The organism is Citrobacter sp. C13, assembly GCF_014596815.2.
GTDB lineage: Bacteria > Pseudomonadota > Gammaproteobacteria > Enterobacterales > Enterobacteriaceae > Citrobacter > Citrobacter portucalensis.
In genome coordinates this window covers 2770827-2786311 of record NZ_CP115024.1, presented here as the reverse complement: position 1 = coordinate 2786311, position 15485 = coordinate 2770827, and the positions used below count along the sequence as shown (strand labels likewise).

16 protein-coding genes are annotated in these 15485 nt (G+C 51.8%); 11 read left to right on the top strand and 5 right to left on the bottom strand.

All coding sequences use genetic code 11. The features are described from left to right. Positions 1-27 precede the first annotated feature (27 nt). The 3 genes from IB222_RS13315 to xthA form a co-directional block, all read right to left on the bottom strand. Positions 28-738 (bottom strand): TVP38/TMEM64 family protein, encoded by a 711-nt coding sequence (locus IB222_RS13315; RefSeq protein WP_063941485.1) that lies wholly within the window; start codon positions 736-738, stop codon positions 28-30. Further along, positions 735-1391, bottom strand: a complete 657-nt coding sequence (locus tag IB222_RS13310; protein WP_170974252.1) for a TVP38/TMEM64 family protein — start codon at positions 1389-1391, stop codon at positions 735-737. Before IB222_RS13310 ends, IB222_RS13315 begins: the two co-directional genes overlap by 4 nt. A 223-nt stretch (positions 1392-1614) precedes the next feature. Further along, on the bottom strand, positions 1615-2421 hold the full coding sequence (gene xthA, locus IB222_RS13305) for an exodeoxyribonuclease III (protein WP_003030642.1): 807 nt from the start codon (positions 2419-2421) through the stop codon (positions 1615-1617). A gap of 444 nt (positions 2422-2865) precedes the next feature. On the opposite strand from xthA, the gene IB222_RS13300 reads away from it, so the two are divergent. The 7 genes from IB222_RS13300 (at position 2866) to ves (ending at position 10654) form a co-directional block, all read left to right on the top strand. Next, positions 2866-4086, top strand: a complete 1221-nt coding sequence (locus IB222_RS13300; protein ID WP_149384629.1) for an aspartate aminotransferase family protein — start codon at positions 2866-2868, stop codon at positions 4084-4086. Further along, entirely contained in the window at positions 4083-5117 is a 1035-nt protein-coding gene (astA, locus tag IB222_RS13295; protein ID WP_149384630.1) for an arginine N-succinyltransferase, read from the top strand. The genes IB222_RS13300 and astA overlap by 4 nt, the downstream gene beginning before the upstream one ends. Then, positions 5114-6592 carry a succinylglutamate-semialdehyde dehydrogenase gene (astD, locus tag IB222_RS13290; RefSeq protein WP_149384631.1) on the top strand — a complete coding sequence of 493 codons (1479 nt, stop codon included), beginning with the start codon at positions 5114-5116 and terminating at the stop codon, positions 6590-6592. The genes astA and astD overlap by 4 nt, the downstream gene beginning before the upstream one ends. Beyond that, positions 6589-7932: an N-succinylarginine dihydrolase gene (gene astB, locus IB222_RS13285; RefSeq protein WP_149384632.1), complete on the top strand. Its 1344-nt coding sequence runs from the start codon at positions 6589-6591 to the stop codon at positions 7930-7932. The genes astD and astB overlap by 4 nt, the downstream gene beginning before the upstream one ends. Further along, positions 7925-8890 (top strand): succinylglutamate desuccinylase, encoded by a 966-nt coding sequence (gene astE / locus IB222_RS13280; RefSeq protein ID WP_149384633.1) that lies wholly within the window; start codon positions 7925-7927, stop codon positions 8888-8890. The genes astB and astE overlap by 8 nt, the downstream gene beginning before the upstream one ends. A gap of 349 nt (positions 8891-9239) precedes the next feature. After that, positions 9240-9725, top strand: a complete 486-nt coding sequence (gene spy, locus IB222_RS13275; protein WP_003832537.1) for an ATP-independent periplasmic protein-refolding chaperone Spy — start codon at positions 9240-9242, stop codon at positions 9723-9725. A 353-nt stretch (positions 9726-10078) separates the two neighbouring features. After that, the gene (ves, locus tag IB222_RS13270; RefSeq protein WP_148362680.1) at positions 10079-10654 is read left to right on the top strand and encodes an environmental stress-induced protein Ves; all 576 of its coding nucleotides are present in this window, start codon (positions 10079-10081) and stop codon (positions 10652-10654) included. Here the strand turns inward: ves and cho are convergent. Together cho and nadE are read right to left on the bottom strand one after the other, a co-directional pair. Beyond that, a complete protein-coding gene (gene cho / locus IB222_RS13265; protein ID WP_149384634.1) occupies positions 10614-11501 on the bottom strand; it encodes an excinuclease Cho in 888 nt (295 codons plus the stop codon). The two genes, ves and cho, sit on opposite strands and share 41 nt — an antisense overlap. Before the next feature lie 131 nt (positions 11502-11632). Further along, positions 11633-12463, bottom strand: coding sequence for an ammonia-dependent NAD(+) synthetase (gene nadE, locus IB222_RS13260; protein WP_003832544.1), 831 nt, complete (start codon positions 12461-12463; stop codon positions 11633-11635). A gap of 210 nt (positions 12464-12673) precedes the next feature. Between nadE and osmE the strand changes: the two genes are divergently transcribed. The 4 genes from osmE (at position 12674) to chbA (ending at position 15482) form a co-directional block, all read left to right on the top strand. Then, positions 12674-13015, top strand: coding sequence for an osmotically-inducible lipoprotein OsmE (osmE, locus tag IB222_RS13255; protein ID WP_003030621.1), 342 nt, complete (start codon positions 12674-12676; stop codon positions 13013-13015). Positions 13016-13313: 298 nt separating this feature from the next. Further along, a complete protein-coding gene (gene chbB / locus IB222_RS13250; RefSeq protein WP_003832547.1) occupies positions 13314-13634 on the top strand; it encodes a PTS N,N'-diacetylchitobiose transporter subunit IIB in 321 nt (106 codons plus the stop codon). Positions 13635-13721: 87 nt separating this feature from the next. Beyond that, a complete protein-coding gene (gene chbC / locus IB222_RS13245) occupies positions 13722-15080 on the top strand; it encodes a PTS N,N'-diacetylchitobiose transporter subunit IIC (protein WP_003030619.1) in 1359 nt (452 codons plus the stop codon). A gap of 54 nt (positions 15081-15134) precedes the next feature. Continuing rightward, a complete protein-coding gene (gene chbA / locus IB222_RS13240; protein WP_003832549.1) occupies positions 15135-15482 on the top strand; it encodes a PTS N,N'-diacetylchitobiose transporter subunit IIA in 348 nt (115 codons plus the stop codon). Positions 15483-15485 lie beyond the last annotated feature (3 nt).

Sequence of the window (15485 nt, the reverse complement as noted above, 5' to 3'; positions counted from 1 at the left end):
CTCCATGGTTAAAAATGGGGGAAGGTCTCAGCTTTTTTTCCGTTGGCGCTCAAGATAAAGGCTTCTCGCCACCGATATCACCACGCTTAGGGCAAACAGGACAAACAGACCCGTCACAAACCAAAATGTGCCGCCGGTTAACAGGCTTCCCGCCCATGAGTAGACGATAGTGGCGGGTAACTGTCCGATACCGGTGGCGATGAAAAAATGGCGAAAACGAATTGAGGTCAGGCCTGCCGCGTAGCTTACCGGGTCGAACGGCACAAAAGGTAACAGGCGGCAGACCAGAATAGTGTGCTTACCATAGCGCTCGAAAAAAGCGTCCATATTGTTCAGCACCGTTTTTCCGGTCAGCTTTTCTACCGCACCGCGACCTAAAATGCGGGCAATAAAAAAGCACAGCGCCGCACCTGCCATTGCGCTGCTCCAGGATAGTACGCCGCCCCAAAATGCGCCAAACAGCGAGGCATTGGCAAACGTGATCACAAACGCAGGAAGCGGTGCAACGATGGCCTGTAAGATCATCAGGAAGAACGACACCACCGCCGCCTGGGTTCCATAAGAACGAATAAAGTTTTCCAGAGCATGCTGATCGAGTGTGGTAAATGCTGCCAGGCTGCCGTGGAGAAAATCACTCACGCCAGGTATCCATGCCCATGCCATTAGCCCGAGCAGTAGCAGAGCAATCAAACCCACCCGGTAATAGCGAGCCAGCCGCGCTTTATTCCGTTTTATCATTTACCTGTACACTCATGGTTGGCTGACGGATCGATATGCTTATATCGGGCCCAGGCTTTGGCTGCCTGAACGAGGGCGAATAACGCCAGCCCTGCCACGCTGAGCTTACCGATGAATACCAGGGTAATGCCTTCGCTGGCGAGTTCATGCGACATCAGCGTATAGATAAAGATGCCGGGTAAGGTGGTAAGTGCCGATATTACGGTAAATGACCAGAACGGAATGGCCGTCAGCCCATAGGCGTAATTTTGAATATTATAGGGGAACAGCGGCACGAGCCGGGTCAGGATCAGAAAGTCTACTCCGCTATGGGCAATGCCTTTTTCGATAGCCTGAAACGTCGCCGTGTGCCCAACGTATTTCAGTAGTAGATCCCGTCCAAGCCAGCGAGCCAGCAAAAACGACAGCGCTGAGGCCACGGTTGCAGCCACTAACGAGATAAGCGTCCCAGCCACGGGGCCAAACAGCACACCGCCGACGATCACCAGGATGCTGCCTGGAATCAGACACAGCGCAGCAACAATAAAAAGCAGGATATAAAGCGTATAGCCGAACATACCGCTTTGGCGGATGACGTCTTGTAAATGATGGAAATTGGTTATCAGGTCGGTCAGACCATAATGATGGAAAACTCCCGCCAGAACGCAGAACAGGACCGCGACAATCAGCAGCCGGTATTCTGCTTTATGCGAACTTCTTTTTCATGGGGGTTCTCCTGTAAAACCGAGTGCAATGGAGCATTTTCATCAGCGAAAAGCGCGCGCGAAGATATAATAAATTCCCGGCCGTAACAATGTATTACCGTCACTTTATTGATTTTGCACAGAATAAACAGACTCTCCAGACCGGGCCTGGAGAGTAAAAAGACGCAGAAGGTCAGACGCGGAATTTAGCCCATACAGGCGCATGGTCGGACGGTTTTTCCATGCTGCGAATTTCATAGTCGATGCCGGTTTCTTCGCAGCGTTCCGCCAATGGGTTGCTCGCCAGCAGCAGATCGATACGCAGGCCACGGTTATCGTCAAAGCCTTTTGAGCGATAGTCGAACCACGAGAACTGGTCATTCTTTTCAGGATTTGCGTGACGGTAAGTATCCACCAGACCCCAGCCCAGCAGGCGTTCCATCCACTCACGCTCCTCCGGCAGGAAGGAACATTTACCGGTACGCAGCCAGCGTTTACGGTTTTCTTCGCCAATGCCGATATCGAGATCGGTTGGGCTAATATTCATATCGCCCATGATCAATACCGGATTGTCGCGCTTCAGTTCAGTCTCCAGATAGTTTTGCAGGTTCTGATAAAACGCAGCTTTGGCCGGGAATTTGGTTTCATGGTCACGGCTTTCGCCCTGCGGGAAATAGCCGTTGATCACCGTGATGCTTCCCAGAGGGGACGGAATTTCTGCCATGATGATACGACGCTGCGCTTCTTCGTCATCGCCCGGGAAGCCACGACGTACCGCAATTGGCGTTTCTTTCGTTAACAACGCCACACCGTAATGACCTTTCTGGCCGTGATAAAAGACGTTGTAACCGAGCTTTGCTACCTCTTCGAGAGGGAACATATCGTCGTGGACTTTTGTCTCCTGTAAGCCAATAACATCCGGTTGGTGTTTTTCGACAATGGCTGCCAGTTGATGGGGACGGGCACGCAGGCCGTTGATATTAAAAGAGACAAATTTCATAGTCGCTGCCACTTTGCAAGATGAATAGTGCAAGGATGGTAGCAGAATTTCTGCAGGCTGACTGCTTCTTGTCACCTGATTCCAACAATGATTGCTAATGGTGTTAACGATGGAGCAAAAACTGCACCGTTTTGGCGCGAAGCGCGTCGGAATGGAGCAATAATTTCCGAAAAATTTCGTATACGATCACAATTCCAGAATTATATTTGGCGACTGAATAAAACTGCGTTTTTTCCTCTGTTTAGTCGCCTGATGCGCAAACATATTCACTTTATATGCACATACAGTGAATATCGCCACGTTGTAACCTGTTGATATTCCGTCATCGACCTCCGTTTATGCACTTTTTTCGCTGGCTGGCACGAACCCTGCAATCTACATTTACACCGCAAACACTATATTTATTAACATATAAATAACCTTTTATTTACCGTTGAGGTCACTATGTCTCTGTCAATTACGCGTGAAAATTTTGATGAATGGATGATGCCCGTATATGCTCCGGCCCCTTTTATTCCGGTGCGGGGTGAAGGTTCACGTCTGTGGGATCAACAGGGTAAAGAGTATATCGATTTCGCGGGAGGCATTGCGGTTAACGCGCTGGGTCACGCCCACCCGGCATTGCGCGAGGCATTAAACGACCAGGCGAGCAAATTCTGGCATACGGGAAATGGCTACACCAACGAGCCGGTACTGCGTCTGGCGAAAAAGCTGATTGACGCCACCTTCGCCGAGCGCATTTTCTTCTGTAACTCCGGCGCAGAAGCCAACGAAGCGGCACTAAAACTGGCGCGTAAATATGCCCACGATCGTTTTGGCAGCCAGAAGAGCGGGATTGTAGCGTTTAAAAATGCTTTCCATGGCCGCACGCTGTTTACCGTCAGCGCCGGAGGACAGCCTGCCTACTCACAGGATTTCGCGCCGCTGCCGCCGGATATCCGTCATGCCGTATACAACGATCTCGATTCTGCCAGCCAACTGATTGATGACACTACTTGTGCGGTTATCGTGGAGCCTGTGCAGGGTGAAGGCGGTGTGGTACCGGCAACAAAAGCCTTTTTGCAGGGGCTACGTGAGTTATGCGATCGCCATAATGCGCTGCTGATTTTTGATGAAGTTCAGACCGGCGTTGGCCGTACCGGGGAGCTGTATGCCTATATGCACTACGGCGTGACGCCGGATCTGCTGACGACAGCAAAAGCGCTGGGCGGTGGTTTCCCCATCGGCGCACTGCTGGCGACAGAGCGTTGCGCCAGTGTGATGACGGTTGGTACACATGGTACAACGTACGGCGGAAACCCGCTGGCGACGGCGGTGGCAGGTAAATTGCTGGAAATTGTGAATACACCAGAAGTGCTCAACGGAGTAAAACAGCGCCACGACTGGTTTGTGGAGCGTATAAACGCCATTAACGAACGTTTTGGACTGTTTAGTGAAATTCGTGGACTCGGACTGCTGATCGGCTGCGTGCTGAACGCGGAATTTGCCGGGAAAGCGAAACTCATCTCGCAAGAAGCGACTGTTGCCGGGGTGATGGTACTGATCGCTGGCGCTAACGTGGTGCGTTTTGCGCCAGCGCTCAACGTCAGCGAAGAAGAAGTCGCCACCGGACTGGATCGCTTTGCGCTGGCCTGCGAACGCATTAAAGCAGGGGGTTCATCATGATGGTGATTCGTCCCATTGAACGCGCGGATATCACCGCGTTGATGCAGCTTGCCAGTAAGACCGGCGGCGGGTTGACCTCGCTACCGGCGAATGAAGCTACGCTGATGGCGCGTATCGAACGTTCACTCCAAACCTGGCGCGGTGAGTTGCCAAAAAGTGAGCAGGGATATGTGTTTGTGCTTGAAGACAGTACCAGCGGAACCGTGGCCGGGATTTGCGCCATTGAGGTGGCGGTAGGGCTTAACGATCCCTGGTACAACTACCGGGTTGGTACCCTTGTCCACGCCTCGAAAGAGCTGAATGTCTATAACGCGCTGCCGACGTTGTTTCTGAGTAACGATCACACAGGTAGCAGCGAGCTTTGTACTCTGTTTCTCGATCCGGACTGGCGAAAAGAAGGCAACGGCTATTTGCTGTCAAAATCGCGCTTTATGTTTATGGCGGCCTTTCGCGACCGATTTAATGAGAAAGTCGTGGCCGAAATGCGCGGCGTGATTGATGAGCACGGTTACTCGCCGTTCTGGCAAAGCCTCGGTAAACGCTTTTTCTCAATGGAGTTCAGCCGGGCGGATTTTCTCTGCGGGACAGGACAGAAAGCCTTTATTGCTGAACTGATGCCCAAGCATCCTATTTATACCCATTTTCTGTCTGATGAAGCGCAAGGCGTGATTGGTCAGGTGCATCCGCAAACTGCCCCGGCGCGGGCGGTGCTGGAGAAAGAAGGATTTCGCTACCGCAACTATGTCGATATTTTCGACGGCGGGCCAACGCTGGAATGCGATATTGACCGGGTTCGGGCTATTCGTAAAAGCAGGCTGGTGGAAGTGGCGGAAGGTCAGCCAGCAACCGGCGAATATCCGGCCTGTCTGGTTGCCAATGAAAACTATCAAAACTTCCGCGTCATGCTGGTTCGCGCAGACCTTGATACCCAACGTCTGGTGCTGACGGCGGCGCAACTGGACGCCCTGAAATGCCACGCTGGCGACCATGTACGTTTTGTACGTCTTTGTGCAGAGGAGAAAACAGCATGACACTATGGATAAACGGTGACTGGGTGACGGGGCTGGGCGAGCGTCGGGTGAAAACCAACCCGGTAAGCGGTGATGTGCTGTGGCACGGTAATGATGCAGATGCAACGCAGGTGACGCAAGCGTGCCAGGCCGCACGCGCAGCCTTTGCCGGTTGGGCTAAACAGCCTTTCAGCGCACGCCAGACTATTGTTGAAAAGTTTGCTTTATTGCTGGAAAGCAATAAAGCCGAGCTAACTCAGATTATCGCCAAGGAAACCGGAAAACCTCATTGGGAAGCCGCGACTGAACTGACGGCGATGATCAATAAAATCGCCATCTCCGTCAAAGCTTATCACGCTCGTACCGGTGAGCAGCACAGCGAACTACCGGATGGCGCGGCAACGTTGCGCCATCGCCCACATGGCGTGCTGGCGGTTTTTGGTCCGTATAACTTCCCCGGTCATTTACCCAATGGTCATATTGTTCCGGCATTGCTGGCAGGCAATACGTTGATTTTCAAACCCAGCGAGTTGACGCCGTGGACCGGTGAAGCAGTTACAAAACTGTGGGAGCAGGCGGGGTTGCCGCCGGGCGTGCTGAATCTGGTGCAGGGCGGACGTGAAACGGGGCAGGCGCTGAGTGCGCTGGAAGACCTCGATGGCCTGCTGTTTACCGGCAGTGCGAATACCGGTTATCAGCTGCATAAGCAGTTATCCGGCCAGCCGGAAAAAATCCTTGCCCTGGAGATGGGGGGCAACAACCCGCTGATTATTGAGAATCCGGAAGATATTGATGCCGCAGTGCATCTGACCATTCAGTCCGCATTTGTCACCGCCGGACAGCGCTGTACCTGTGCCCGCCGCCTGCTCGTAAAAAAAGGCGCGCAGGGTGATGCGTTCCTGACGCGTCTGGTGGAGGTTAGTCAGCGTTTAATGCCCGGCAACTGGGATGCACAACCGCAGCCATTTATGGGTGGACTAATTTCCGAACAAGCAGCGCAACACGTCTATGATGCCTGGCAGCGTCTGGCGTCGTTGGGCGGCCGTACGCTGTTAGCGCCACGTCTGGTAAATGCCGGAACGTCACTGCTGACCCCTGGAATCATCGAACTGACCGGGGCGGGGAACGTACCTGATGAAGAGGTTTTCGGTCCGCTGCTCGGCGTCTGGCGTTATGACAGCTTTGATGATGCGATTCGTATGGCGAACAACACTCGCTTTGGATTGTCGTGTGGGTTAGTTTCGCCCGATCGCGACCAGTTCGAACAGCTACTGTTGGAGGCGCGGGCAGGGATCGTCAACTGGAATAAGCCGTTAACCGGCGCTGCGAGTACCGCACCGTTTGGCGGTGTAGGCGCTTCCGGGAACCATCGCGCCAGCGCGTGGTATGCCGCAGATTATTGCGCCTGGCCGATGGCAAGTCTGGAATCCCCGGCCTTAACGCTGCCAACGGCGCTTAGCCCCGGACTGGATTTTTCTCGCGAGGATAAGCTATGAAAGTCCGTGAGGTAAATTTTGATGGTCTGGTGGGGCTAACTCACCACTATGCTGGATTGTCATTTGGTAATGAGGCCTCAACCAAACATCGTTTTCAGGTGTCGAACCCGCGTCTGGCGGCAAAGCAAGGTCTGCTAAAGATGAAAGCACTGGCGGATGCAGGATTTCCTCAGGCGGTGATCCCGCCCCACGAGCGGCCTTATATTCCGGTTCTGCGTCAGTTGGGTTTTAGCGGCAGTGACGAACAGGTGCTGGATAAAGTGGCGCGTCAGGCGCCTCACTGGCTCTCCAGTGCCAGCTCCGCATCGCCTATGTGGGTAGCGAATGCGGCGACGGTTTGCCCTTCGGCAGACTCGCTGGACGGGAAAGTGCATCTGACGGTGGCGAATCTGAATAATAAGTTCCACCGTTCACTGGAAGCGCCTACTACCGAAGCATTGTTACGGGCGATTTTCCGTGATGAGAATAGCTTTGCGGTCCACGGTGCGTTACCCCAGGTTGCGCTATTTGGCGATGAAGGGGCGGCAAACCATAACCGCCTGGGTGGAGATTACGGTGACCCCGGCGTACAGCTGTTTGTTTACGGTCGTGAAGAAGGCAATGCATCCCAACCGAAGCGCTATCCGGCAAGGCAATCCCGTGAGGCCAGCGAGGCGGTCGCGCGACTGAATCAGGTCAACCCACATCAGCGCATTTTTGCTCAGCAAAACCCGGACGTTATCGATCTTGGCGTGTTCCATAACGATGTGATTGCGGTGTCGAATCGCCAGGTGCTGTTTTGTCATCAGCAGGCGTTTGTCAGACAGCAGGCATTGTTAGAGCAGTTGCGCAGCCAGGTGGTAGGTTTTACCCCGCTGGAAGTCCCGACAGCGGAAGTGTCGGTGCAGGATGCCGTGACCACTTATCTGTTTAACAGTCAGTTGCTGAGTCGTAGTGACGGTTCGATGATGCTGGTCCTGCCGCAGGAGTGTCGGGAGCATGCTGGCGTGTGGCGGTATTTGAACCGGCTTCTCGAGGAAGACAATCCGATCGATGACCTGCGGGTATTCGATCTGCGTGAAAGTATGTCCAACGGCGGTGGTCCGGCATGCTTGCGCCTGAGAGTGGTGCTCACTCCGCAGGAACAGCAGGCGGTGAATCCGGCGGTTATCATGAACGACACGCTGTTTAACACGTTGAATAACTGGGTTGACCGTTACTATCGCGATCGTCTTACCGCTGCCGACCTTGCCGACCCACAACTGTTGCGCGAGGGGCGTGAAGCGCTGGATACGCTGACGCAATTGCTCAACCTCGGCTCAGTGTATCCTTTCCAGCAGGAGGGGATGCGCCATGGATAACTTTCTGGCGATCACGCTCGCAGGCGCCACTCCAGAGAAAACGCAAGGAACCACTCATGGTTTTGACTGGCAGTGGATCGGTCACGGAATTCTGGAACTGACGCCGCTTGCACCCGTTGAACATTCTCTGGTGCTGTCTGCGGGGATCCATGGCAATGAAACCGCGCCGGTAGAGATACTCGATTCATTGCTTTCCAGGCTGTTTAGCGGCGAGCTGACACTGACATGGCGGCTGCTGGTGATTCTGGGAAACCCGCAGGCGCTGGCTGCGGGAAAACGATATTGTCATAGCGACCTGAATCGTATGTTTGGCGGTCGGTGGCAGATTTTTACCGCAAGTGAAGAAACGCACCGAGCCCATGGGCTTGAGCTGTGTCTGGAAGATTTTTATTCGCGCGCAAAGGAGCCTGTGCGCTGGCATCTGGATCTGCACACTGCGATTCGCGGTTCACAGCATCTGCGCTTTGGCGTATTGCCACAACGCAATGTTGCCTGGGACGAGGATTTCCTTGAATGGCTGGGAGACGCGGGACTGGAAGCGCTGGTTTTCCATCAGACGCCTGGCGGCACGTTCACCCATTTTAGCGGGGAACATTTTGGTGCGTTGGCCTGTACGTTGGAACTGGGTAAAGCGCTGCCGTTTGGACAAAACGATCTCACCCAGTTTGCACAAACGGCAGACGCACTGGAGAAACTGCTGCGGGGTGAACGGGTGTCGACGAGAGAAATATCCCCGCTGCGTTATCGCGTGGTGTCGCAAATCACGCGTCGTAGCGATGATTTCATTCTCCACATGGATAACCAGACGCTAAACTTTACCCCCTTTAAAGAAGGCACCTTGCTGGCGCAGGACGGAGATGAACGTTTTATCGTCACCCATGATGTTGAATACGTTCTCTTTCCCAACCCTAACGTGGCCTGTGGTTTACGTGCCGGATTGATGCTCGAAAAGTTGTGATCAATATATTCGCCCTGCAGGATTATCCTTTAGGGCTTATTTTTGCGTGCTGTTTTTATTTATTACGGATTATTCCTGGTGAATTGCTTTCTTAATAAACAGGGTTCAGGTATAGTTCTTCATAATCCGTTCAAAATCATCCTGTTGTAATTTTTTATTGCAACTCTCCGCAATTTATTCTTTTTTTCTTCATAATTGATGAAAGTTTGTTTTTTACACTTTCACTGTTTTACCGTTGCTCTGATTAATTGACGCTTAAGCCGGTAAAGTTAATCTCGTCAACACGACATCACATTGCATAAGAGTCGCATGAGTGTCGTAAAAATAACTGAAAGAAAGGATAGAAATTATGCGTAAACTGACTGCTCTGTTTGTTGCCTCTACTCTGGCGCTGGGTGCTGCGAACCTGGCTCATGCTGCTGACACTACAACCGCTGCACCAGCGGATGCTAAACCGATGATGCATCACAACGGCAAGTTCGCCCCGCATCACGACATGATGTTCAAAGACCTGAACCTGACCGATGCGCAGAAACAGCAGATCCGCGAAATCATGAAAGGCCAGCGCGATCAGATGAAACGTCCGCCACTGGAAGAACGCCGCGCAATGCACGACATCATCGCCAGTGATAGCTTCGATAAAGCGAAAGCAGAAGCACAGATTGCGAAGATGGAAGAACAGCGCAAAGCCAACATGCTGGCGCATATGGAAACCCAGAACAAGATTTACAACATTCTGACCCCGGAACAGAAAAAGCAGTTTAATGCCAATTTTGAGAAGCGTCTGACAGAACGTGCAGCGCAGAAAGGTAAAATGCCGGAAGCTGCCGAGTAATCGATCAGCGTCTACACTAAATCATTCACACGGTGTCGCGCTGATTGCCGCACAGTGTGAAACCAAACTCAAGACCGCCGCTCTTGTCCACAACACGTATAACGATGTGGGCAGGATCGGCGGTTTTTTCATTTCTGCCTATTGCACCGGACACACGACACGCTATTCTCCTGAAGCCCGCGAAAATTCTACCTGGATCAGCGCGTTATTCTTTTTTGCAAAATGCCAGGTTCATCGCTAAGGCAAATCACCTCTGCTGCCGATAACAATAATCTGCAGGGTGAACATAACAATGATGATTTATGGCTGTCTGTTTATGGCAGGCTGCCGTGCTGCGCCTTTCTGGAGGGATGATGGAATACTTTGATATCCGCAAAATGCCGGTTAATCTCTGGCGAAATGGTGCGGGAGAAACGCGTGAGATTTGCTGTTTTCCGCCAGCAACACGAGATTTTCACTGGCGGGCGAGTATCGCCTCCATTGCAGCAAACGGTGAGTTTTCTCTTTTTCCCGGCGTAGAACGTGTGATTACTCTGCTGGAAGGTGGAGAAGTGACCCTGGAAGAAACGAACATCTTTTCGCATACCCTGAAACAGCATCAACCTTTTACCTTTGCCGGCGACAAGGTGGTAAAAGCAAAGCTGACGGAAGGGCAGATGTCGATGGATTTTAATATCATGACCCGACGAGATGTTTGCCAGGCAAAAGTCAGAGTGGCCGATCGCACCTTTACGACCTTTGGTTCACGCGGCGGCGTGGTGTTTGTTATCAGTGGTGCATGGCAACTGGGCGATAAACTGCTGACGGCCGACCAGGGTGCGAGCTGGCATGACGGCAAACACACATTACGACTGCTGGAACGCGAGGGAAAATTGCTGTTCAGCGAGATTAACTGGATGCCGGGGCATTCTCCGGATGCAGTTCAATAATGTCATATTGACCAGACAGAACAGGCCGGCAGAGAATTTTGTAGCCATCATGGTCAAAGCCTGCTGGCATACGCGCCAGGGTAGTCGCTTCATCCAGCGTTGAAACGGCTCCCAGCCACAGCCAGTTGTTGATGATATGGTACTGTGTCATTTCAGCGCCGGTTTCCTGCAGTGCAATGGCATTGCTCCATGGCCAGCAAATCACTCTCACTCTTTCCAGCGCCGCTAACAGACGCAAATGATGCGCTTCATGACTCTCTTTCCCGCAGCACGCTCCGGCGCAGCGTTTAAGCGCGGAGCGAAAACAGGCGCGCCCGCGACTCAGGGGTTCCAGCCCCAACAGGCCGTAGCACAGCTGTTGTTCATCGGCGAGGCTTTGCAACGCTTGTAGCGCTGCGCGACGATTGGCAAACAGGCCAAACAGATTGGGTGCATTGGAGAAGTCAATATCTCGTGCGTAGACAACCTGAACAGTTCGGTCGGTAAGCTGCAAGGCGCAAAGCTGACGATTGCGCCGCAGTCGTTTGTTAAACAACGGCTGTTGTTCTTTGATCAACCGCGCTTCCAGCAGCAGGGCACCAATTTCTCCCGCCGTACAAATCCAGCTAATGCGTTTGGCCTGACGCAGCATTGCCGCTTCGTCCGCGGTACGCAGGTGTGCCAGCACGCGGCTGCGAATATTGACGCTTTTACCAATATAGAGCGGCATAGTGTCGCTTTCACTGTGAAACAGATAGACGCCTGGTGCGGTGGGAAGCGCACTCAAAAATGGACGCAGGTGTTCAGGATATTCATAGATTGCCGCTGCCTCAAATGTCAGGCGTGGGGCTGATTGACGCCGTACCACTTCTCACTCCGGATGCTGGTTATTCATCCAGTGTAGCAGTTTGAAACCGATTAAAAAAGCGGCATCAGGCCAGGAGGAGGGGCCGGACAGCGGTGATCCCAGTGCTATCCGGCAATATGCGACTAAAAGAATTACGCTTTTTTCCAGAAGTCATCAAACACCGTAATCGGTGTGCGACGTTTGTGCTCGGTCTTCAGATACCAGCCTTCAATTTTTTTCGCGACGTCGGCAGCCAGCGTTTTTCCTTCCAGGTAATCGTCGATGTTGTCATAGGTGACGCCTAATGCGGCTTCATCCGGCAGAGAAGGGCGATCGTCTTCGAGGTCGGCGGTTGGCGCTTTCTTATATAAATGCTCCGGGCAACCCAGCGCGGCAAGCAGCTGCTTACCCTGACGCTTGTTCAGACGGAAAATAGGGTTAATGTCAGTGCCGCCATCGCCGTATTTGGTGAAAAATCCGGTGATGGCTTCTGCTGCATGATCGGTACCCACGACAACACCGCTGGTCATTCCGGCGATACTGTACTGGGCCTTCATACGTTCACGGGCTTTTTCATTGCCACGGACAAAATCGCTCAGTTCAATACCCGCTTCACGCAGGGCCTGTTCACTGGCCAGTACCGCACCCTTAATATTTACTGTGAGCACGCGGTCAGGTTGGATAAAGGCGATGGCATCCTGGCAGTCCTGTTCATCAGCCTGAACGCCATACGGCAGACGTACGGCAATAAACTGCAACGCGTCATTCCCCGTTTCTTCGCGAAGCTCGGAAATAGCCATCTGGCAAAGTTTTCCCGCGAGCGTTGAGTCCTGTCCGCCGCTTATCCCTAATACCAGTGATTTCAGAAAAGGGTACGTTTGCAGGTAGGATTTCAAGAAATCCACGCTGCGGCGAATTTCCTCTTCTGCATTAATTTGCGGTTTTGCGCCAAGCGCCTGGATTATCTCTTGCTGCAGAGTCATTTAACCCCCTCCGAAAAATGAAATGATCAAAAAAATGATGTGTTAAAGCTAACGCGTTGGGACCCAAACGACAAGGGATGCAGGCCTGATCTAACATCATTTTGTTTTAATAGAATTTTCCGAAACGACCTAAGTATCATCTGATTGCTTGAAAAATGTGTTGTTGTGCTCCAGGCTTATATAACACGCTGAAATACAAGAGGACGGAATATGAACAAGAACCTAACAGGAATTCTGAGTGCAGCGGCTGTTTTGACTATGCTGGCAGGGTGTACGGCCTACGATCGTACTAAAGACCAATTTGTTCAGCCCGTGGTGAAAGATGTGAAGAAAGGGATGAGCCGGGCGCAGGTGGCGCAGATTGCCGGTAAACCTTCTTCTGAAGTCAGCATGATTCATGCGCGAGGGACATGCCAGACCTACATCCTGGGTCAACGAGATGGTAAAGCTGAAACCTATTTTGTTGCTTTAGACGACACCGGACATGTGATTAACTCCGGTTACCAGACCTGCGCAGAGTACGACACTGACCCGCAGGCGGCGAAGAAGTAACAACTGCTTATTGCCTGAGCATTCAGAAGAACCGGCCATTGTGCCGGTTTTTTTGTGCCGAACGATCTTATTTATTGCCGCGAATTATTTGCCCGAAATGTGAGGGGGGTCATAACGACAGGTCAAGGAGAGACAATTTAGTTGGTCAAGGAAATACCATCCACCGGTGCAATCCCGTATACTCATTTCAGCCACCTAAAAAAGTAATTTAGCTGACGCAAGTTACCCAGAGCATGGATGCAGGTTATGGCTTGCGGAGTGTCTGGTTGACAGATAATCGCACATGAGGATCGTTTTAATGGAAAAGAAACACATTTATCTGTTTTGTTCTGCGGGCATGTCGACTTCATTGTTGGTTTCGAAGATGCGTGCTCAGGCCGAAAAATACGAAGTACCGGTTATTATTGAAGCATTTCCTGAAACGCTGGCCGGAGAAAAAGGTCCTGTCGCCGATGTCGTGTTATTAGGTCCACAAATTGCTTATATGTTGCCCGAAATTCAGCGTTTGTTACCCAACAAGCCTGTGGAAGTGATTGACTCGCTGCTGTATGGCAAAGTCGATGGTTTAGGCGTGCTTAAGGCTGCTGTTGCAGCAATTAAAAAAGCCGCAGCAAATTAATTATTTTATTTTAATTTTTCCCGTCAAAGAGTTATTTCATTAACATTCACCGCAATTATTAATTGCGGTATTTAAGGGTATTTTTCTATGAGTAACGCTATTGCTTCACTTGAAAAGGTACTCCTTCCTTTTGCTGTAAAAATTGGAAAGCAGCCACACGTTAATGCAATCAAGAACGGTTTTATTCGTTTAATGCCGTTAACCCTCGCAGGGGCCATGTTTGTATTAATCAATAACGTTTTCCTGAGCTTTGGGGAGGGGTCGTTTTTTTATTCAATGGGCATTCGACTTGATGCTTCAACTATTGAAACTTTGAATAGCTTGAAAGGCATTGGTGGAAACGTCTATAACGGTACGTTGGGTATCATGTCATTGATGGCACCGTTCTTTATCGGCATGGCGCTGGCAGAAGAACGTAAAGTCGACTCACTGGCAGCCGGGTTGTTATCCGTCGCCGCGTTTATGACCGTAACGCCTTATAGCGTGGGTGAAGCCTATGCCGTTGGCGCAAACTGGCTCGGCGGTGCCAATATTATTTCCGGTATTATTATCGGCCTTGCGGTCGCGGAAATGTTCACCTTTGTGGTTCGTCGCAATTGGGTCATTAAATTACCTGATAGCGTACCGACATCCGTATCGCGCTCTTTCTCTGCGCTGATTCCTGGCTTCCTTATCCTCTCCATTATGGGGATCATCGCCTGGGCATTGAACACCTGGGGTACGAACTTCCACCAGATCATTATGGATTCCATTTCAACTCCGCTGGCGTCGTTGGGTAGCGTGGTGGGCTGGGCCTACGTGATTTTTGTTCCGCTGCTGTGGTTCTTCGGTATTCACGGTTCACTGGCGCTGACTGCGCTGGACAGCGGTATCATGACGCCATGGGCGCTGGAAAACATCTCTATCTACCAACAGTTTGGTTCCGTAGATGCCGCGCTGGAAGCCGGTAAGACGTTCCACGTCTGGGCGAAGCCGATGCTCGACTCCTATATTTTCCTTGGGGGTAGTGGGGCAACGCTGGGTCTGATTATCGCTATCTTCCTGGCATCGCGTCGTCCTGACTATCGTCAGGTTGCTAAGCTGGCACTGCCATCAGGTCTGTTCCAGATTAACGAACCTATCCTGTTCGGTCTGCCGATCATCATGAACCCGGTGATGTTTATCCCGTTCATTCTGGTGCAACCGATTCTGGCGGCGATTACGCTGGCAGCTTACTACTCAGGCATTATTCCACCGATTACCAACATTGCACCGTGGACTATGCCAACCGGTTTGGGCGCGTTCTTTAACACCAACGGTAGCGTCGCTGCTCTGCTGGTCGCGCTGTTCAACCTCGGTATCGCAACGCTGGTTTACCTGCCGTTCGTGGTGGTAGCCAACAAAGCGCAGAACGTTATTGACCAAGAAGAAAGCGAAGAAGATATCGCTAACGCATTAAAATTCTAAATTTAATCCGGCATGGCTTTACGGTCATGCCGGACTGAACCAGAGGAAAAAAGTATGTTGGATATCGAGAACATCGTCGACACGCAGTCAGAAGCAGAAGAACTTGAAGAAGTGGTGATGGGCCTCATCATCAACTCCGGTCAGGCGCGTAGCCTGGCGTACGGCGCACTCAAAATGGCCAAGCAGGGTGATTTCGAGTCAGCTAAGACCATGATGGACCAGTCTCGTCTGGCGCTGAACGAAGCGCACCTCGTGCAAACGAAATTGATTGAAGGCGATCAGGGCGAAGGTAAAATGAAAGTTAGCCTGGTGCTGGTCCACGCACAGGACCACCTGATGACATCAATGCTGGCGCGTGAGCTGGTGACTGAACTGATTGAGCTTCACGAAAAGCTGAAATAGCGA

What these genes read in the sequence shown, in the direction of transcription:
- xthA (WP_003030642.1), bottom strand. Translation starts at nt 2,421, where the DNA reads ATGAAATTTGTCTCTTTTAATATCAACGGCCTGCGTGCCCGTCCCCAT.
- IB222_RS13300 (WP_149384629.1), top strand. Translation starts at nt 2,866, where the DNA reads ATGTCTCTGTCAATTACGCGTGAAAATTTTGATGAATGGATGATGCCC.
- astD (WP_149384631.1), top strand. Translation starts at nt 5,114, where the DNA reads ATGACACTATGGATAAACGGTGACTGGGTGACGGGGCTGGGCGAGCGT.
- chbB (WP_003832547.1), top strand. Translation starts at nt 13,314, where the DNA reads ATGGAAAAGAAACACATTTATCTGTTTTGTTCTGCGGGCATGTCGACT.
- ves (WP_148362680.1), top strand. Translation starts at nt 10,079, where the DNA reads ATGGAATACTTTGATATCCGCAAAATGCCGGTTAATCTCTGGCGAAAT.
- osmE (WP_003030621.1), top strand. Translation starts at nt 12,674, where the DNA reads ATGAACAAGAACCTAACAGGAATTCTGAGTGCAGCGGCTGTTTTGACT.
- chbA (WP_003832549.1), top strand. Translation starts at nt 15,135, where the DNA reads ATGTTGGATATCGAGAACATCGTCGACACGCAGTCAGAAGCAGAAGAA.
- chbC (WP_003030619.1), top strand. Translation starts at nt 13,722, where the DNA reads ATGAGTAACGCTATTGCTTCACTTGAAAAGGTACTCCTTCCTTTTGCT.
- astE (WP_149384633.1), top strand. Translation starts at nt 7,925, where the DNA reads ATGGATAACTTTCTGGCGATCACGCTCGCAGGCGCCACTCCAGAGAAA.
- IB222_RS13315 (WP_063941485.1), bottom strand. Translation starts at nt 738, where the DNA reads ATGATAAAACGGAATAAAGCGCGGCTGGCTCGCTATTACCGGGTGGGT.
- astA (WP_149384630.1), top strand. Translation starts at nt 4,083, where the DNA reads ATGATGGTGATTCGTCCCATTGAACGCGCGGATATCACCGCGTTGATG.
- spy (WP_003832537.1), top strand. Translation starts at nt 9,240, where the DNA reads ATGCGTAAACTGACTGCTCTGTTTGTTGCCTCTACTCTGGCGCTGGGT.
- nadE (WP_003832544.1), bottom strand. Translation starts at nt 12,463, where the DNA reads ATGACTCTGCAGCAAGAGATAATCCAGGCGCTTGGCGCAAAACCGCAA.
- astB (WP_149384632.1), top strand. Translation starts at nt 6,589, where the DNA reads ATGAAAGTCCGTGAGGTAAATTTTGATGGTCTGGTGGGGCTAACTCAC.